This is a genomic window from Idiomarina xiamenensis 10-D-4 (assembly GCF_000299895.1).
Classification (GTDB): Bacteria; Pseudomonadota; Gammaproteobacteria; order Enterobacterales; family Alteromonadaceae; genus Idiomarina; species Idiomarina xiamenensis.
The window spans coordinates 113,433-132,626 of the sequence record NZ_AMRG01000001.1 but is presented as its reverse complement, the minus strand read 5'-3'; the positions used below and the strand labels follow the sequence as shown (position 1 = coordinate 132,626).

At 49.6% G+C, this 19,194-nt stretch carries 13 protein-coding genes; 7 read left to right on the top strand and 6 right to left on the bottom strand.

Going from position 1 to position 19,194, the window contains the following annotated elements; all coding sequences use genetic code 11:
* Position 1 precedes the first annotated feature (1 nt).
* From A10D4_RS00585 to A10D4_RS00560, 6 genes are all read right to left on the bottom strand, one after another.
* Positions 2–2,779, bottom strand: coding sequence for a lantibiotic dehydratase (locus tag A10D4_RS00585; RefSeq protein WP_008487052.1), 2,778 nt, complete (start codon positions 2,777–2,779; stop codon positions 2–4).
* Positions 2,780–2,836: 57 nt separating this feature from the next.
* The gene (locus tag A10D4_RS00580; protein ID WP_008487051.1) at positions 2,837–3,592 is read right to left on the bottom strand and encodes an ABC transporter permease; all 756 of its coding nucleotides are present in this window, start codon (positions 3,590–3,592) and stop codon (positions 2,837–2,839) included.
* A gap of 2 nt (positions 3,593–3,594) precedes the next feature.
* Positions 3,595–4,362, bottom strand: a complete 768-nt coding sequence (locus A10D4_RS00575) for an ABC transporter ATP-binding protein (RefSeq protein WP_156812051.1) — start codon at positions 4,360–4,362, stop codon at positions 3,595–3,597.
* A 41-nt stretch (positions 4,363–4,403) separates the two neighbouring features.
* The gene (locus A10D4_RS00570; protein WP_008487047.1) at positions 4,404–4,625 is read right to left on the bottom strand and encodes a thiazolylpeptide-type bacteriocin; all 222 of its coding nucleotides are present in this window, start codon (positions 4,623–4,625) and stop codon (positions 4,404–4,406) included.
* Positions 4,626–4,998: 373 nt separating this feature from the next.
* A complete protein-coding gene (locus A10D4_RS00565) occupies positions 4,999–7,158 on the bottom strand; it encodes a S46 family peptidase (RefSeq protein ID WP_008487046.1) in 2,160 nt (719 codons plus the stop codon).
* Positions 7,159–7,274: 116 nt separating this feature from the next.
* Positions 7,275–9,164, bottom strand: coding sequence for a hypothetical protein (locus A10D4_RS00560; RefSeq protein ID WP_008487045.1), 1,890 nt, complete (start codon positions 9,162–9,164; stop codon positions 7,275–7,277).
* Positions 9,165–9,414: 250 nt separating this feature from the next.
* On the opposite strand from A10D4_RS00560, the gene A10D4_RS00555 reads away from it, so the two are divergent.
* From A10D4_RS00555 to A10D4_RS00525, 7 genes are all read left to right on the top strand, one after another.
* Complete coding sequence (locus A10D4_RS00555; RefSeq protein WP_008487044.1) at positions 9,415–10,797, top strand: cytochrome ubiquinol oxidase subunit I; 1,383 nt, start codon at positions 9,415–9,417, stop codon at positions 10,795–10,797.
* An 11-nt stretch (positions 10,798–10,808) separates the two neighbouring features.
* On the top strand, positions 10,809–11,816 hold the full coding sequence (gene cydB, locus A10D4_RS00550; protein ID WP_008487042.1) for a cytochrome d ubiquinol oxidase subunit II: 1,008 nt from the start codon (positions 10,809–10,811) through the stop codon (positions 11,814–11,816).
* A 24-nt stretch (positions 11,817–11,840) separates the two neighbouring features.
* Positions 11,841–13,484 (top strand): ABC transporter ATP-binding protein/permease, encoded by a 1,644-nt coding sequence (locus tag A10D4_RS00545; protein WP_008487040.1) that lies wholly within the window; start codon positions 11,841–11,843, stop codon positions 13,482–13,484.
* Positions 13,477–15,168, top strand: a complete 1,692-nt coding sequence (locus A10D4_RS00540) for an amino acid ABC transporter ATP-binding/permease protein (protein ID WP_008487039.1) — start codon at positions 13,477–13,479, stop codon at positions 15,166–15,168. The genes A10D4_RS00545 and A10D4_RS00540 overlap by 8 nt, the downstream gene beginning before the upstream one ends.
* Positions 15,169–15,261: 93 nt before the next feature.
* Positions 15,262–17,466, top strand: coding sequence for an OsmC domain/YcaO domain-containing protein (locus A10D4_RS00535; protein ID WP_008487038.1), 2,205 nt, complete (start codon positions 15,262–15,264; stop codon positions 17,464–17,466).
* Positions 17,467–17,530: 64 nt separating this feature from the next.
* Positions 17,531–18,469 carry an alpha/beta fold hydrolase gene (locus A10D4_RS00530; RefSeq protein WP_008487037.1) on the top strand — a complete coding sequence of 313 codons (939 nt, stop codon included), beginning with the start codon at positions 17,531–17,533 and terminating at the stop codon, positions 18,467–18,469.
* Positions 18,470–18,596: 127 nt separating this feature from the next.
* Positions 18,597–19,181 carry a porin family protein gene (locus tag A10D4_RS00525; RefSeq protein ID WP_008487036.1) on the top strand — a complete coding sequence of 195 codons (585 nt, stop codon included), beginning with the start codon at positions 18,597–18,599 and terminating at the stop codon, positions 19,179–19,181.
* Positions 19,182–19,194 lie beyond the last annotated feature (13 nt).

The window sequence follows — 19,194 nt, the reverse complement described above, 5'->3', positions numbered from 1 at the left end:
ATTAGCCCCCTTGCTGAGTCGCGGTTGAGTGATGCTGACCTTTAAAGGTGCCCGGCTTCTTGGTGATCTCGAACTGAAATTCAGCAACGTGTGGTTGCTGTTGCACCGTCACATGCTGATCATCGACATCCGGTAACGGCTCACTAATCACAATGGGGTAGTCATTGCGATTTAAGGCGATATAAAGCAATTGCACTAAGCGCGGATTGCGAAAGTCGACGTAAAAGGGTTTCATGTTCTTGAAGTCCAGTTTCGACCAGTCGAGTTTGCTATCGGTCGAGCCCGGATTAGTGTCAAAAGGTGATACCCGCACAAATCCCGATTGTGGTAATTGACGCTCTTGAATAAAGCGTTGCAGCGCGGCAAAGAACTCGGCTTCCGGTAATTCGGCGGAGGGTAATAGCTCGCGCGGCACCATATATGATTTACGGATCAAGACCACATTACCCACCGAAACTCTAGGGATCAGGCTGATATCTTCACGCGTGCTAAAGCGGCCACTACGCAAAATCGGCAACACATAAATAAGCACCCCATTCATATTCAATAGGGTTAAAATGCGGTGCAAATTGGGCAATAACAGCGGCATCAGAAAGCCGTGATAAAAGCAATCTAATAAGCGACCGGTTGGCGATTTAAAAAATACCTTGTGAGTCAACTGGTCGTACACCAGCGTCAGCTGGTGCAACGCGAGTTTTTCGGTTTCTTCACGGTTATTAGCAAAAGGTGGGATCTGTAGCTCTTGCTCAGTCAGTTGCGGATGTTTATTCGCATTAAAGCCAAATAACCCGGATATTTCAGCCGACTCACCGTCGCGGCTGACGGCACTTAAATAATCTTTAATATTGTTTATTTTGTCGCTACCCAGCACTTCAAAAAATCGAGATAACAGACCCGAATGACCACTGAATACCTGGTTGAGTACAAATAACGGCTGGTTGTCGGCTTGCGCGATTTGGCCCAAGAAGCTGTGCGATGCACCTCGCTCGCGAATCGCTGCTGGCACCGTCGCCAATAATTGCCGTAATTGCGCGCTATCGAGTTGTACCTGTTCGACTCGCCGCTGCTGTTGGTCGTTAGCAAATACTTGCGTTAATAAATAGTCGGTAAATGTCGCAATTGCCTGTTTAAACTCGGTGGTGATAGCTGAAGGCTTAACCAATTGACTGGGATCGGCAACAAAATCCGGCAGCCCTGCGCCATAACGATTGGCAAAGTCGTCGATAAAGGCAGCCGCGTCTTGGCACTCACCGTCAACGCCAAACCGATCGACAAAAAAGTCAGCAAAGTTTGTTTGCGCCAATTGGTGTACGTCAAAGAATACTGATAACTCGGTCAGTAGTTTAAAATCGTCCGCAAACGGCTCTAAGAAAGCTTGTTCAACCGCCACCTCGTCATCGACAAAATAGCTATTTTCAAAAAAAGCCGGTGTTTGTAATTCTGCCGCGGGTGTTGCTTGCAATGCGTCGGCAAAAGCAGCGATACCATCATTAATACGCCGTGCGCTTTGCAGCCGCTGCTCGGCGGCTAATTGCGGAAACTCGTCTAACAGCTCTTCTAGTTGTTGTAGGTGTGCTAGTGCTTGTTGCGCGCCAGCGTCGCTGGAACGCTGCAGCACTTGCGCAGCCCAAGTTGTCAGTTCGGTTTGATTATAAAAACCGCTTTCAACCACGAAGACCTGTGCATCAAACAGTTTAGCCAAATAACTGTCGACCACATTGGCTTCTAATTTAGGCGCTAGGGTTAATACTTTAGCAATCAACTCGTCAGCTAGTACTTCGCTTTGCTGCAATTGTTGGAAGGCCACAAACAAACACTGAATCATCTGATTGGCATTCAGTTTGACGTCGACCTCACCGGTACCCCAAACGCGACCATTAAGACCCGCCTCAGGCACCACTCGTTTCAGCTGGATTTGACCATCGACTAATTGCATAGATGGATTTAGCTTGATCGGAAAATCCGCTTTGATGCGCTGATAGTCACTTAGCAGGCTATGCATGATGGCTTGAAACAGGCTCGCCTTGACTTCCATACGGTGGGTGAGCTCGCCCGACAATTCGATATCGCGTGAGCTTTTAGCCGTACGCCAGTGCCCGACAAAAACCGGAGTAAAGGTTGATAACGGACTGGTTTTTAACGAGCTACGGGAGGCGTAACGCAATAATCCAGCCTCTAACTGACGACGCTTTTTACGCTTTATCTTTTTTTCCGGTCGTTGGTAAAGCGCTTCCAAATCTTCAAATATCTTCGGGTTCGAATAGCTTAAGGCATGCCGTAGATTCTTGCTTTGCCAAACCGCATTAAGCTGCGCCGAAATAGCGTCAGATTCGTTTTGATAAACTTGCTCCAGCTCTTGCCGACACTGTTCAAGCCGATTAATGCGCTCAACAATGTCTTGCACCTGACGAAAGCTATCAGCATCAAAAACATGCTCAACGTCAGCTAACAAGTTGGTGGAAATCGGCCGACAATTGAAGATGTTTCTCTTTATCTTAAGCAATTTATTCGATGCGGCCTTATCGTCTAAACCTTTAATACAGGTTTCAACATAGCCGCAATAGTCTTCTTTATTCGCCTCTAACCAGTGTTCTAACTGCAAGATATCGTCGACATGACGCTGGCACTGACCGTCACTTAAACTTAAGGTCAAATTAGCGGGTTCACCGCAGACCCGTAATAAGTAATTCGGGTGCAACGCAAAACCATCGTCATGCAAACGTTCTAACCATGTTTTATCGGCTGCATCGGCCTGTCGTGAGACATTGTTAGCGAGCATAATCAGTCGTCCCTATTTTTTTAATCGTTTTCAAGACGCATTGACAGCAGGTGCTGTTTACACCGCTGACTTTTCAAAAGTGCGGTTGGCAACAAAAATACAAATCACACCAATGACCACCGATACCACCACCGGCACGATGGCCGCCTCACTGTATAACTGCCCTGACCAAGACAGGCGTAACAGCTCCACCACGTGATACATCGGGATGACTTGCGCTATCATCAGGAACAGTTGATTAAAGGTTTCCAGTGGTATCGTGGCGCCAGAGAGGAACAACATCGGTTGGAAAATTAAGACGCTGGCAGAAAACACAGAATTTGAACGCTTGAACAAGCTGCCCAACATAAAGCCGAAGGCAAACAAGCTGAACGCCGAAATCGCTAAACCGAAAATAACTTGCAGCGGGTACTCAGGAATAATGCGGTCAAACATCAACCAGCCCAGAAAGAACACTTCCACCATGCCCAAGATGAAAATAATAAAGGCTTTAACTAGGGTAGAAAAAACAATCGAGTTAATGCTTAACGGCGTTACCATCAAACGTCTAAAGAAGCCCAACTCTTTATAAACCACCAGCGATGGCGCGATGTTAAACAACGCGGTATTTAATAAAATGATACCCAGAAAGCTCGCGGTGTATTCGTCGTAATAACTGTTTCTAGCGCTGCCATAGGTGCTATCACCAAACAACATACCAAACGCTAAATACATTGCCGCAGGAAAAATGAGCGCGAAGAACAATACCATCGGCTCTTGAAAATAGACTTTAGAGTCAAAAACGAGATAAGCCCGAAATTTTTTTGAAAGCATTATTATTGTCCGTTAGCTGCCTGTACATAATGAGAGTAAGCCTGATCGAGATTGCCGCCGATCTCTTCTGCTTTGCTAATGACGTCATGCGGCGCACCATTAAAGACAACCCGTCCTTGATGCAGCATGACAACGCGATCAGCTAATGTGGTCGCCTCTTCCATATAATGGGTGGTGAACAGGATAGTCTTGCCCGAGGCCTGTAATTTCTGAATCAAGCGCCAAAACTCTTGCCGTGCAATCGGATCAAGGCCAACCGTCGGTTCGTCTAATAGCACTAAATCGGGGTCATTAACCAACGCCAACGCCAGTGATACGCGCTGCCGCATGCCGCCTGACAACTGACCGATTTTTTTATCGACGAACTCGGTCAGCTCTAACGCTTCGATGATTTCATTCACGTCAGCGGTTTTTTGATACAGTTGTTGAAAGAAATGCAAAAAATCGCGGGCTGATACCTTTGGAAAAAGGCGAACCTCCTGCAGGTGTGCACCAACCCGAGGCAGGTGTTTTTTCCGGTGTTTAAGAATATCGATACCGAAAACTGAAACCGCCCCTTGTTCAGGTTTTTTCAGGTTTAAAATCGTTTCGATGAATGTTGTTTTACCAGCCCCATTAGGCCCAATCAGCGCAACCGTTTGACCACTATCCACCGTCAGAGATACATCATGCAGGGCGTACTTGTCGTCATATGATTTACTTATTGATGACACGGTAATGAGTTCTTTATTATTCTGCATTAGTGAACAACTCCCCATGTTAAAGCGCACCCACAACCAACAACGGGTACGCTTTGCAGTTTAACGATGATTTAGTTAGCTTTAATTTCTTGTTGAACTGAAACATCGCCACCACCACAACTACCGCAACATGATGATGAACCACAGGTAGAGCAAGAACCGCACGATGAGGTGCCGCTTGATGCGCCGGTTTCAGGTAAAGCCATTGCGTTGCTTACATTCGCAACTTCTAAACCGTCCAAGTTCACATCGTCTACGTTCAAGTCATCGAAGTTAATGTTCTCTGTTAACATAATCGTCTTCCTATTTTTTTTATTTAATGAGATCTGCACTGCAGATCGGCTAACGAGCAATCGCTCGCTTACCCCGCAACAACAGGAAATACGGGCCGCTGCCGACAGTACTGCGGTTCAAAAAACAGCCAGCAACAACCTCACTATGTCAACTAGTCAGTTGTTAGTCAAACGTTAATAGTTAAAAGTTTTATGAAATAATTACCAGTCATAACGAATATGATAGCTGTGCTATTAGATCGAGATATGAGCGTTAAGACAGGAGGATTTAGGTCACTAAAAGCGGGCTAGCGAAGGTCTGGAGTAGCTAAAACGACCAATAAAAAAGGGGCCCAAGGCCCCTTCTAACAATAACGACTAAGCGTTAAAAAAATTACTCGACACCCATCTCTTTTAACAGGTTTTGGGCGCCGTCTACTTGACTCATTTGCCACAGCATGTAGCGACTATCGAGCTGAATCGACCGGGTATTGTCGACGTTGAAGTCCCAGTCAGAAATGATCGAGTCTAACGTACCGTCAAAGGCCAGTCCCACCAGTTCACCTTTGCCGTTTAGCACTGCCGAACCTGAATTACCGCCGGTAATATCGAGGGTCGCCAAAAAGTTAACCGGTACCGAGTTCAACGACGGCACAAAATAGTCGCCGTAGTTTTTCGCAGCAATCGCTTCTAACTGCGCATCTGGTGCGTCAAACTCACCCTCACCAGTCGCTTTTTGCTGAATACCGCGCAGTGTCGTAAAGGCTGTCCAAGCGGTACCGTCGTGGGTGCCATGATCACGGCCTTTAACGTTGCCATAAGTCACTCGCAGGGTGCTATTGGCGTCTGGATAAACCGCCTCACCTTGTTCATTCATGTAAGCGATTTTGGCGCGCATATAGTTGGCATAAGCTTGCTGGATTTTACCCGCCAACTCTTCTTCACGCTTTTCTTCAGCCATCGCTTGCGGATAGAGTGCCGCTGCGGCTTTGATGAACGGGTCTTGGCTTTGTTGTAACTCAGCCGGACTCATTTGCAACAACGCCATGCGCGCGTCGACATCGCTAAACACGCTATTCGCGTACCAAGCATCAATGACATCTCGCAGTTCGGCGTCGCTCATATCGGCGCGCAGTCCCATAGCCTTGTTAAATTCACTATGCTGTTGTGCCGCCGGCTTATTTAAATACTGGCGTACAAAGTGCCGATCTAAGGCCGCCTCGACTTGGCTATCATAATTACGCGCCAAACCGCGCACATAGGCCTCAAACCGCGGTAAGTCACGCGCTTGATAACCAACTTCACGTTCAGCATCCGGTTTTTGCTGCTCTTCGGCTAGGCGATACAACGCTTGCGCAGTAGCAAATAAACGTGGTTTAGCTAACGTATAAGCATGATCTTGATGCTCTCGTTGTTGCCGCTCTTTCAGCAACGACTCAATTTGTTGCAGGCTATCGGCGTATGCATTGCGGTTTTTATCGTTGCTATTTACCCAAGCTGTCAACGCTTTATGTTCCGCTTGTTTACGTGCCAGCATGTCGCTATCGGCATAACTATCGAGCATACCCTGACGGTTTTTCATGTAATTGTTCAAGCCCGCCACACGACTGGCGTATTTCAGTTCAGCATCTTTGTTGTTCGCGGTTTGCTCGGCAATGATATCCAGTGACTGCTTATAATAGCTGACCGTATTGGGGTAACTCCAAGTGAAGGTATCTTCTACCTCGCTAGGCAAGCGATGACGGTTGGTACGCCCTGGATAACCCAGCGCCATGACAAAGTCTCCTTCTTGCAGTGGCTCTTGCGCCAAGCTCAAATGAAACTTAGGCTGGTAAGGTACGTTGTCTTCGCTGTACTCGGCTGACTCTCCGTCAGGCCCTACATAAGCACGATAGAACGAATAGTCACCGGTATGGCGTGGCCACATCCAGTTATCGGTATCACCACCAAACTTACCAACGCCCTCGGCAGGGGCATGCACCAAACGCACGTCTTTGATTTCTAACTGCTTAATTAAATAATACGACAAACCGCCGTAGAAGCTAGAGACATCACAACGGTAGCCCGCATCACTCTCGCACTCAGCGACCAAGCGTTTACTGTTATTCTCGATCGCCTTGACCCGCTCGCGACCGCTTAACGCTGCGGTGGCCTGATCGATAACATCGCTGCTAACGTCGCGGACATCGGTCGTAACAAAAATACGTGAGCCTGGCGCTGCGGGTAGTTCCTCGCTGAGATTTTTGGCTAAGAAACCATTCGCTAAGATATTATTTTCAGGGGTCGAGTTGTAAGCAATACTGCCATAGGCACAATGGTGGTTAGTGACCACTAAACCCTCTGGCGAAACAAAAGAAGCAGAACAACCGCCCAAACTCACCACCGCTCCCATGGGGAACTCGGTCAACTCGGTCAAATTATTGGGGTCAAGCTGCAAACCGGCGACCTTCAATTTATCGGCAATGTCGGGTAACTGCTGCGGCATCCACATGCCTTCATCAGCATGGGCAAACGAACTGGCTAATGCCAGCGCTAATAGCGTTCTTTTAAGCATGATAGAAATTATCCTTAGGCAGATAAGTTAACAACGCATCATTGAGCAAATGCCCATGGCCGTCAATTTGCAAATGTAAGAATTTGCAAATCGACGCCACCAGCATCAACTAGGTATTAAGCCTTGGGCTCGTCGTCATCTTGTTGGTGACGTAAATAGCCCGCGCCCTGTTCGGTCTCGGTTAAGCGCTGTTTGTCGTCTGTTTGCCGCGATACTTGATTCACTCGCAAAATGTTCTCAGCATTGCGTAAATCTTGCGAGTTACTAAAACCGGCGATGGTTTCGCGGTTTTTTAAGAAGCTGCGAATTTCATCGACCATCATGTTCAATTCTTCTTCGTTTTTATGCAGCGACATCACATAGCGAGGCATTTCTACATTGTTCTGGCCGCTATCGGCAAAGGTGCTGGTATTAATACGAGAACTCACTATCCAAGGTGTAATAGACGATTTAACAATGACGTTCTCGCTGCGCGTTGAGTCATGAATAGACATACCGGTAGAAATTTTTGATTCGGTAAAGGTTCCCTCGGTTTTCATATACATGAGCAACGAATTAAACTGTAGCTCGGCCCAGAAGATATGCGCCGCGTTCTCCAGAATTTGTCCTCCCGCATGCAGCAACAGACATAACAATAAGGTGGCCAACACCGGCATCACCACATCACTAAGCTGTCCCATAAATGCTGCGCCGTTGGCGCCTTGCAGCATCGCCACAACATCATTGCCACTGACGACTTGCCATAAATCAATCAATTGTGACGTCAGCAGTAGTAGCGTTGCCGCTCCTGCCACAATCAGTAATTGCGCGAATAGCGTGGTTAATAAACGAGTTAATGAAAAGCTTGGCGTGACTTCGGTTTTTGCCAACGCCGGTTGCGTTTCAATTAACAGCTCGCCGGCAAAGTCACCTTTGCCCTGACTTTGTTCATTAAGACGCGGACTAAACTCAATATAAGTACGGTTGGGCACTTCTTTATAACGACGGTTAGCCAAAACGATATTTTCAATATTGATAAAGATTTCGTTTGGATGTACCGACTCTTGCAGATTTTCACGATATTCAGCAACTTCGGTATTGGTTTGAATCAATGCCCCACGCTGCTTTACCAACACTGCAATTAACGCCATGCTGATAAACATCAACATGATCAAAAAAATCAATAACGGCCAAGCACTAAAACTCGACGCTTGTGCAAACAATGCCTCGATATCAGCCATCAACCGCTGTTCGTTATTGACTAGCCAGTTATACAACACGCCAATCACCACCGGGAACACAATCGATAGCGCGATAATTTTGGCTAAGCTGGTCGCACTGGAGCTATTTAGCGTTTTTACTTTACTCAGGCGAATATGTTGCGCGCCGCGACGCCATGCCAGCACTAAATAGAGCACCAAAATAAACGAAAATAAGGTAATGATCAGCGGCCCAGCGGCACCGGCCAGCCCCACCGCAGCGACAAAATAGGTCAAGCCAAAAGCGACAAACGCGATAAACGTCGTTACCGCCAGCGCAAACACATCCTGCACTAGATTGCGAATCGGATAGGGCAAAAATATCAAGCGCGGAAAAACCGTATGTGCCAGCCTGGCTAACCACCCCTGTGGCTCAACAAAGGTCAGGTTTTTACGTCCCATCAACATCGACTCTAAAGCGGAGCTAGGATAGGCCAAACTGCCGCTTTGTTGTTCTAGTTTGGCGTTATCTCGCTCGCTCTTAGTTAAGTTATACGCTAACGACGCCGGTACCGAACGGCCGACAAAGAACTTAAACAGTTGCATTAAGCCACTACCACAACGCTTTAGCCCCAAAACCAGCAAGACAAAGCCAGCAATGGCGTATAACCAAGCACTGCTCAACTGGGTATCAATTAGCGCGGCCACATGAAATAACGCATAAACGCCCAGCAGGGTTACTAACACCCCCGCGACGAAACGAATAAGCCCTTCTTTTTTAAAAGGGTTTTTAATACCCAGTGTTTGTGAACCAAAATCGTAGGCCATAACAGTCCTTGCAGTTGTGCGTCGCCGGTAAGCATGCCAGCGGATCGACTCAATGGTAATTAATCAAAATATTGACGTTCCAAAATGATATTGAGTCAGCTTTAGCTTGGCAAGCAAATCACTTGTCAACTCTGGCTAACAGCCTGCGACAATTTATTTACTGTCCTATTAATTTAAATCAAGTTTGTCCCTTGAACCTGTAAGGGTAAAGAGTAGACTTATCACGACCCTTGCATCAGGAGTAGTCGTTATGGAGCTTGATCCGCTGTTGCTATCGCGAATTCAATTCGCTTTTGTTGTTTCATTTCACGCGATTTTTCCCGTTTTTACCATCGGCCTTGCCTCTTATTTGGCGCTGATTTACGGCCTAGCCTTTAAAACTAACGACCCCAAATGGGAACGTTTAGGCGCCTTTTGGACACAAGTCTTTGCCGTGGTATTCGGTATGGGGGTGGTGTCCGGTATCGTTATGGCTTTCCAGTTTGGTACCAACTGGAGTAATTTTGCCTTAGCTACCGCCAACTTCCTCGGCCCGATGCTGAGCTACGAGGTTATCACGGCATTCTTTCTAGAAGCGGCGTTCCTTGGCGTATTACTTTTTGGACGCGGCAAAGTACCTAACGGCGTACACTTTTTTGCAGCGTTGATGGTCTCTATCGGCACCTTCATTTCGTCATTTTGGATTTTATCGGCAAACAGCTGGATGCAAACCCCGGCCGGTGTCGAAGTACGCGACGGTATTTATCACGTGGTTGACTGGAGTGCAGCAATTTTTAACGCCTCATTCCCATACCGCTTTATGCACATGGCGCTTGCATCATTTATTACCGGTAGCTTTGTGGTGGCCGGAGTGAGTGCTTGGTTCTTGATTCAAAAGCGCGATGTCGACTTACATCGTAAAGCGCTCTCCATGTGCTTATGGTTGCTGTTGATCATCACCCCGCTACAGGCCGTAGTCGGTGATTTTCATGGTTTAAATACGCTTGAACATCAACCCACCAAAGTGGCGGCGATGGAGGCCAACTGGGAAACCCAATCGAACGTGCCGCTGTTGCTGTTTGCATGGCCCGATAAAGAGCAACAAACTAATCACTTTGAAGTCGGCATTCCGAGCATGGCGAGTCTGATTCTGACCCATGACTGGGACGGCGAAGTACCGGGACTGAAAGAAGTACCACCAGAAGAACAACCCTATGTACCGATCGTGTTCTGGTCGTTCCGGGTGATGGTGGCAATGGGTGTGTTAATGATTATTACCGCCATTATCGGTCTGGCATTACGTCCTAAACGCGCTTACATGCGCACTCGCTGGTACTTACAGAGCTTACGCCTGATGACCTTAAGCCCGTTTATTGCGGTGCTAGCAGGCTGGTTCGTCACCGAAGCTGGACGCGCGCCCTATCTGGTTTATGGCATGATGACTCATGCCGAAGGCTTAACGCCGTCATTAACCGGTGGTATGGCATTGTTTACGCTGATTGGTTACTTCTTGGTATACGCATGTGTGTTTGCGGCAGGTGCTTACTACCTGACCCGCGTCATTCGCATGGGTACCGAAGATACGCATCAGACTCACGATGACAAACATCGTGCTAAACGTCCGTTATCAGCTGCCGAAGCTAGCTTCGATTAAGGAACAACGTCATGAGTGAACCAATTTTTGATTTAACCTACATTTGGGCCGCCATCATTGCCTTTGGCGTGATCATGTACGTGCTGATGGACGGTTTTGACTTAGGTCAGGGCATTCTGTTTATGTTTGCCCCTAACGAAGAAGACCGCGATGTCATGATGAACTCCATTGCACCGGTTTGGGACGGTAACGAAACCTGGCTGGTGCTGGGGGGCGCGGGTTTGTTAGCGGCGTTCCCGCTGGTCTACGCGGTGGTGCTGCCAGCCTTATATATCGGTGTATTCTTGCTGGTGGCCGGCTTGATTTTCCGCGGTGTCGCGTTCGAGTTTCGCTTTAAAGCGCATACCTCGCGGTACTTATGGAACTGGTCGTTCAGCATCGGCTCAATCGTTGCCGCTTTTGCTCAGGGCGCGGTCGTTGGTGCTTATATTCAAGGTTTCGAAACCGAGAATATGCGCTATGTCGGCGGTGCGCTGGATTGGCTAACCCCCTTTACCATTTTAACCGGGCTGGGCTTGGTTGCCGGTTACGCCTTACTCGGTGCGACCTGGTTGATCATGAAGTCAGAGGGCGAAACACAAGCTTGGGCTTACAAGCTGGTGAATCCATTGCTGGTATTCGTATTGTTGGTATTCGCCGCCATCAGTGTGTGGACGCCGTTTGTTGATGAGTTTGTCTCTGACCGCTGGTTTAGCGGCTTCTCAGCCATTTGGTTATTACCGATTGGCGGTTTAATTTGCGCCTACTGGATCTTTAAATCGACCCGCGATAAGCGCGAAGGTACTCCCTTTGTCGCCACTATGGGACTATTCGTGTTTACCTACCTAGGTTTGTTGGCGAGTAAATGGCCTTACGTAGTACCGCCCAATTACACCTTGGCAGACGCGGCCTCGGCGCATGAATCGCAACTGTTCTTGTTGTTAGGCTTACTCTTTGTTATCCCGATTGTATTGACCTACACCGCTTGGACTTACTGGGTGTTCCGCGGTAAAGTCAAGGCCGGTCAGGGTTATCATTAGTCAGTCGTTTAGGAAGCTCATTTCATGCGAAGTGGTTTTAACGCAGCCTCTGCTTACCTGAAACAACTTGCAAAAACCGTTAAACGCCCGATCCAGCGGGCGTTTTTATTTGGCTTAGTCAAAACCCTGGCGATTATTGTGCAACTCTGGGCGGTGGCTCGCTTAGCACATGACACCTTTGTCGGTGAGCAAGCCCTGCTTCAGCAATACCCCACCTTGATCAGTCTAGGCTTAGCCAGTTTACTACGTGTGTACGCGGGTTGGCAGCGCGAACAAGCACAGCAACGAGCCGCCAGCGATGCGCTGCAAGCTGCGCGCCAACAACTAACCGAGCGCTGGCAGCAGCAACTGCAACAAGGTCAACGCTTAGCCGCCGCCGATGGTAGCCTAGCGCTGGAGCCCATCGACGCTCTGCACGGCTACTTTAGCCGTTATCTGGTACTACAATATCTCACCGTTTTTTCGCCGCTGCTGATTTTAAGCGTTTGCTTTTGGCTGAACCCGGTAGTTGGCTTACTGTTACTCATCAGTGGCCCGGTAATACCGCTATTTATGGCATTAATCGGTATCGGCGCCGAACGTCTCAGCCAGCAACACGCGCAACAAAACTTTGCACTGAGCCGTAGTTTTACCGACAAACTGCGTAACTTGGCGACCTTGCAGTTATTTGCCGCCACCGATACCGCCGTTGACGATGTTGCCGCTGCCGGTGAGCGTTATCGACAAGCCACCATGAGTACGCTGAAGGTCGCGTTTTTATCGTCGGCAGTGCTGGAGTTCTTTGCCAGTGTCGCCATTGCTGGCGTCGCTTTGTATGTCGGCTTTGGCCTGCTCGGCTATATCAGTTGGCTAGGCGCCGACCAGCTGACCTTATTTAGCGGCTTATTGGTGCTGCTATTAGCACCCGAGTATTTTGCCCCGCTGCGTCAATTCGCGCAGAGTTACCACGACCGTGCCGCCGCTTTAGGCGCTGCCACCTTGCTTTGCGAGCACCAGCCCAAGCAAACGCTCAGCCCGGTAACCACCGCAGCAAGCAGCGAGCATATCGCGTGGCAACGACTGTCGGTAACACTGACGCCCAACATGCAGTTGCATTATCCACCGGCGCAGTGGCGTTGCAACACGCTGGTCGTTATCTCAGGCCCTTCGGGTAGCGGTAAAACCACTCTGCTGCGCGCGTTGCTGGGACAAGCCCCCTACACCGGCGAGCTCAGCATGCCAGCGCCTATGTCAGCCACGACTGGGCGCGCCTACTTTGCTCAACAGCCTTATATAAAACCCGGCTCGATCCGCGCTAACCTCAATTTATTCGGACAATACCACGACCAGCAGTTGCAACAGGCCTTGGCAGCGGTGGCACTAACCCCCCTGTTAGCCCAGCTAGCCGATGGCTTAGATACCCACATCGGCGAACGTGGCGTAGGACTTTCTGGTGGCGAGAGACGCCGTCTAGCGTTGGCTCGTTGCTTGTTAGCGCAACGGCCGTTGCTGATTGCCGATGAACCGACCGAAAATCTCGACCCCGCATCGGCTGCGGTGATCCGTCAACAGCTGCGCGAGTTGACCGACAAGGGCTGCACCGTCGTGGTCGCCAGCCACGACCCTGAGCTACAGCGTATGGCCGACCATCACTATGTTATCGGCTGTAAGGAACAAGATCATGCGTGATAGTCAGTACTTACGTCCATGGCTCAAACAGCTACTTACCCAACGCCGACAGCTATTACTCGGCATGGCATTAGCGTGGCTAACCACCTTGTTTGCCTTGGGGCTATTGTCGTTATCGGGCTGGTTCATTACCGCCTCGGCGCTGTATGTCGGCTTTGATATTTATAGCCCGGGCTCGGGTATTCGCTTTTTTGCGGTGTCACGGACCGTCGGGCGTTATCTCGAACGTTTGGTTAATCACGATTTAGTGCTTAAGCTACAAGCACGTTGGCGTATTGCGCTATTTAAACGCTTACGCCAACAACCGTTAAACGCTGATAAACGCTTTCGTTTAGCCGACACCGTGCAGCGCCTAACGCGCAATATCGAAGCCATGGACAACCTATTGTTACGGCTATTGCTACCAACCTTGGTGTTTACCCTGCTAACGCTGTTGGTCGCGGTTTGGTGGTTGTTTTATCAGCCCTGGCTAGCGTTAGCGTTACTACTGACCAGCCTGTTAGTGATTGCGTTAAGCGCTCATTTGGCGCTACGCAGCCGCATTTTGGCGGTACGCTATACCCGCCAGCAACAACGTTTGCGTAGCGCCAGCATGGCCTTGACCGAAAGTGCCGCCGAGCTGGCTGGCTGGGGTTATTACGAGGCTTATCAACAGCGCTGCTTAGGTCACGGCGAGCGCTTACAACGCTGGCAGGATGACGAAGCCAAGTTACGCCAGCGCAGTCAAGCCTGGGTCGATTTAGTCGTACAGTTATTATTCATCGTTGTGCTAGTGATCAGTCTCACTATGGTCAACAGTGGCCAGTTAAGCGCCGCACAAGCAATCATGCTCAGCTTAGCCGCACTGGCCTGGCAAGAAACCGCGCTAGAAACACCACAGCAATGGAGCAGTTACGGTAGCATTATTGGCGCCAGCCGGGCGCTCTTAAAACCACAGCCAGAATCTGACGCGATGGCGAGTAGCCAGGTCATCCAAAGTGCCGACAGCGATGTTCATGGTCGCGATGTTCATAGTCGCGATATTCAAGGTCGCGATCTGCAACTTCGTATTGCTCAACTGAGCATTACCCGCCAACAAAGGCGCGTGGTGCAACATCTAAATTTGGTCACAGAACCGGGCCGAGTGTATTGGTTACAAGGCTCGTCCGGTGCCGGTAAGTCGACCTTGGCCGACACCTTGATGGGGCTATATCCGGCCAGCAATGGTGACATTAAGCTGCAGCATCGTGGCGACAGCAGCGCACAATCAATGGCCGTTCATTGCGCTTATTTAACCCAACAAACCGATATTCTTGACGCCAGCATCGCCGCCAACCTGCGCATTGCAGCGCCTGCGGCTAGCGACGAGGCGTTGTGGCGAGTATTAGCCTTGGTCGAACTTAGCGACAGCGTCGCCGCATTAGCCGACGGCCTGCAAACCCGCATTGGTGATTATGGCCTGGCGCTTTCCGGTGGCCAGCTGCGTCGTATTGCCTTAGCCCGGGTGTTATTAAGCGGCCGCCCACTGCTGCTGCTAGACGAGCCCTTTAGTGGCTTACAACGCGATTTAGCCGCACGTATTTTGACACGCATGGTGGAGCAGTATGCGCAGCGCACGTGGTTGATCATCAGCCACGTCAGCGCCGCCGAGTTACAGTTTGAATTACCGAGTACGCAGCAGCTAATGTTGACGCCGACCGCTTAAGTCGGCGTGATTTATTCGCGCTAAGACAAGACGCGGGCGGCTAAAATCTGGATAATGGCGCCATTAGCTGGCTCTGCGACACATAGGTAGTTCATGGAAATTAACGTTAACTTTCTTGATAATTTGCGACTTGAAGCGAAATTCGACGATTTTACGGTCATCACCGATCAACCGATTCGCTACAAGGGTGATGGCTCCGCACCCAGCCCATTCGATTATTTTCTGGCGTCGTCGGCGCTCTGTGCCGCCTATTTTGTCAAAGTCTATTGCGTCTCGCGCGATATTCCCACAGACAATATTCGGCTGTCGCAAAATAATATCGTCGACCCGGAAAACCGTTACAACCAGATTTTTAAGATCCAGGTTGAGCTACCCGAAGATATCTCGGAGAAAGACCGCAACGGTATCCTTCGCTCTATCGACCGTTGTACGGTAAAAAAAGTAGTGCAAACCGGCCCCGAGTTTCAGCTTGAGGTGGTCGACAACCTCGCCCAAGATGCACAAGCACTATTGATGGCAGAGCCCAGCGCAGAGGCAACCACCTACATTGAGGGTAAAGACCTGCCGTTGGAGCAAACCATCGCCAATATGACCGCTATTTTGGCCGATTTGGGTATGAAGATCGAAGTCGCCTCATGGCGTAATATCGTGCCTAATGTATGGTCGCTGCACATTCGTGACGCGGCTTCGCCGATGTGCTTCACCAACGGTAAAGGCGCCACCAAAGAAAGTGCACTATGTTCGGCATTGGGCGAATTTATCGAGCGCTTGAGCTGCAACTTTTTCTATAACGACCAATACTTCGGTGAGCAAATCGCTAACAGCGAATTCGTTCATTATCCTAACGAAAAATGGTTTACCCTTACCGACGACGACAGCCTGCCAGACGGCATTTTAGACGAGCACATGCGCGCCATTTATGACGCCGACGGCGAGCTACGCGGTAGTCACCTGATCGACACTAACTCGGGCAATCAGGCGCGTGGCATTTGTGCCCTGCCTTATCAGCGGCTAGCTGACGGTGAGACCGTTTATATTCCGTCAAACCTGATTGAAAACTTGTTCTTAAGTAACGGTATGAGCGCCGGTAACACCCTTGCCGAAGCGCAGGTGCAATGCTTATCAGAGATTTTTGAGCGGGCGGTCAAACGCGACATCATCGAACAAGAACTGGCGCTGCCGGATATTCCTGCGGCGGTGCTAGACCGTTACCCAACCATCGTTGCCGGCATTGAGGGTCTGCAGCAACAAGGTTTTCCGGTATTGGTCAAAGACGCCTCGCTCGGCGGTCAGTTTCCGGTCGCCTGCGTAACCTTAATGAATCCACGTACCGGTGGCGTATTCGCCTCGTTTGGTGCCCATCCGTCATTGCAGGTGGCGATAGAGCGTAGCCTGACCGAACTCTTGCAAGGTCGCAGCTTTGAAGGGCTCAACGACGTACCGCCACCGACCTTTAACAGCATGGCGGTGAGCGAACCGAATAACTTTGTTGAGCACTTTATTGATTCTACCGGGGTGGTGTCGTGGCGCTTTTTCAGCAGTGACGCCGATTATCCGTTTTGTGACTGGGATTTCACCCACCACCAGGATCAGCCGTTGACTACCGAACAACAAGCCCAACGTTTATTCGATATCTTGCACGAGCTGGGTAAAGAGGTTTATCAAACGGTACATGAGGACTTAGGTGCGCCGGTCTGCCGTATTTTGGTTCCCGATTATTCCGAAGTTTATCCCGCCGATGACTTGATTTGGGATAACACCAACAAAGCCTTGGCTTTCCGCGAGGATATTCTTAACCTGCACCGCCTGAGCGATGAGCAGTTGGCGGCTTTAGTCGAGCACTTAGAAGAAAGCCAACTCGACAATTACACCGATATTGTCACCCTGATTGGTATTGAGTTTGACGACAACACCGAATGGGGTCAACTGACGGTGCTGGAGTTGAAACTATTGATTTATTTAGCGCTGCAACAACATGAACAAGCGCTGGAACTGGTCGATATGTTTTTGCAGTACAACACCAATACCGTCAAACGCGGCTTGTTTTATCAAGCCATGGCAGCGGTGTTGGAGATCACGCTGGATGAGGAATTAAATCTGGCCTCGTTCATCGACAATTTAACGCGCATGTTTGGCGATGAGGTGATCACCGCGGTAGTCGGTTCGGTGGACGGTAGCGTGCGCTTTTATGGCTTAGCCGAAACCGACCTGCAACTGAGCGGCTTAGAACGCCATCAACGGCTGCTAGAAAGCTATCAAAAACTGCATAAAGCGCGCGCACAACGCTATCAAGGTTAACGCTTAGTGAACTATTAAGCCCGTGTTTTGCTCCAAGGAAAAAACAACATGGGCTTAACCACTTATGCGCCAATTGCTTTTTCTCTGCGGGCTTTTTTTAGTTAGCCATAGCGCAGCCTATGCTGCGACTCAGACCCCATCGCCACAAGCACCACAGTTTCAATCTTATCAACTTAACCGCGATAGCGGGCAACCGCCGCTGCGGTACTACCTTGCACAGCGACAACCTGCAAACGATAAATTACTGCTGTTGTTGCAGGGTTCCGATTGTCGCAGCGTCAGCCATAACCAAACCATCAAGCAATCACTTTGGCAAGTCTGGCCTGCAGCCGATGTACTGCTGGTCGATAAATGGGGGCTGACAGCCGACAGTCGTGACGGAAATTGCCCGTCCAGCTATCTTGAACATGACTCGCCTTCACAACGGGTTGCCGACCTCAATCGCGTTCTGGAGCAGTTACACTATTCACAATTAGTAGTGGTGGGTGGCAGCGAGGGGGCTGTTGTCGCTAACCTGCTGCGCGCGCAGCGCCACGACATCGCCGCGACCATTAGTTTTAGCGGGGGTGGCAGATACTTCGCCGCCGATGTCGAACACAATATTGAACAAAGTGTGCCGCGCTCGGAGGTTGCTGAAGCCTTAAACGGATTTCGCCAATTTACCCATACCGTGCTAGCTGCCAGCGCGCCCATCGAGGTCGACAGTAGCGACCACGGCTACCGCTGGTGGCGAGAAATGCTGGAGCTGGATCAACAAGCGTTAATCGCCGCCGCTGATTCGCCGTTGTTGTTGCTTCAGGCGGGCCAGGACCAAGCCGTATCGTTAGCTGCGACAGAAGCGATGGTAGCGGCACTGGCGGCACCAGCTTGGCTGACCTATAAACGATTGGATAAGCTTGACCACGGCTTACGCGAAGCCGATTCATCGACCATTAGCGACCGCGCAATCACACTCATGAGGTCGTGGTTAGCGCATAGTATTGAGGATGAAAACCAACAATAAAACAACACCTTAGTAGTTTAATGAAGATAACCCTTTGTGCTAGAGTTGCGCCGCTTGATTGTCATCGTTCTGTCATAGTGTTGGCAATCTCATCAAGAAGACACTTTAGATAAAGGAATAAGTAGTCATGAAAAACCTTTCAATGGTTGCAGCTTCATTATTAGCGCTAGGTATTAGCGGTAATGCAATGGCCAATAAAGCGCCTAACTTTGACTTTGTTGGCGTTAGCTACGTGCAAGCAGACCTTGCTGACGAAGACTTAGACGGTTTTGCGGTTAAAGGTGAAATGAGCTTTGCAAACAACTGGTTTGCAGCCATCAACTACATGGATACCTCTGAAGATACCAACGGTATCGACTTGGATTATTCAGAAGCTTTCGCAAACGTCGGCTATCAGTTCTATCGCACTAACATGCTGACCGCTTATGTATCAGCCGGTTATGCGTGGGCGGAAGCAAAAGCGTCTTCTTCTACAGTTTCAATCAGCGCCGATGAAGATGGCTGGAACGCACAAGTGGGTGTTCGCGCAGCACTGACCGAACAGTTCGAACTTGACGCTAACGTTCGTCACGTTGACATCGAAGAATCAGATCAATACTACAGCCTGACTGGCCGTTACTTCTTTACGCCAAACTTCAGCGCTGACATTAACTACAGCTACATGAATAGCGACCAAAGCAATTACAGCATCGGCGTTAACTATCATTTCTAAGCTAATCAGCTAA

Excerpts from the sequence above, each read along its gene's own strand:
- A10D4_RS00530 (WP_008487037.1), top strand. The coding sequence starts at position 17,531 with ATGCGCCAATTGCTTTTTCTCTGCGGGCTTTTTTTAGTTAGCCATAGC.
- A10D4_RS00525 (WP_008487036.1), top strand. The coding sequence starts at position 18,597 with ATGAAAAACCTTTCAATGGTTGCAGCTTCATTATTAGCGCTAGGTATT.
- A10D4_RS00565 (WP_008487046.1), bottom strand. The coding sequence starts at position 7,158 with ATGCTTAAAAGAACGCTATTAGCGCTGGCATTAGCCAGTTCGTTTGCC.
- A10D4_RS00555 (WP_008487044.1), top strand. The coding sequence starts at position 9,415 with ATGGAGCTTGATCCGCTGTTGCTATCGCGAATTCAATTCGCTTTTGTT.
- A10D4_RS00560 (WP_008487045.1), bottom strand. The coding sequence starts at position 9,164 with ATGGCCTACGATTTTGGTTCACAAACACTGGGTATTAAAAACCCTTTT.
- A10D4_RS00540 (WP_008487039.1), top strand. The coding sequence starts at position 13,477 with ATGCGTGATAGTCAGTACTTACGTCCATGGCTCAAACAGCTACTTACC.
- A10D4_RS00580 (WP_008487051.1), bottom strand. The coding sequence starts at position 3,592 with ATGCTTTCAAAAAAATTTCGGGCTTATCTCGTTTTTGACTCTAAAGTC.
- A10D4_RS00535 (WP_008487038.1), top strand. The coding sequence starts at position 15,262 with ATGGAAATTAACGTTAACTTTCTTGATAATTTGCGACTTGAAGCGAAA.
- A10D4_RS00585 (WP_008487052.1), bottom strand. The coding sequence starts at position 2,779 with ATGCTCGCTAACAATGTCTCACGACAGGCCGATGCAGCCGATAAAACA.
- A10D4_RS00570 (WP_008487047.1), bottom strand. The coding sequence starts at position 4,625 with ATGTTAACAGAGAACATTAACTTCGATGACTTGAACGTAGACGATGTG.
- cydB (WP_008487042.1), top strand. The coding sequence starts at position 10,809 with ATGAGTGAACCAATTTTTGATTTAACCTACATTTGGGCCGCCATCATT.
- A10D4_RS00545 (WP_008487040.1), top strand. The coding sequence starts at position 11,841 with ATGCGAAGTGGTTTTAACGCAGCCTCTGCTTACCTGAAACAACTTGCA.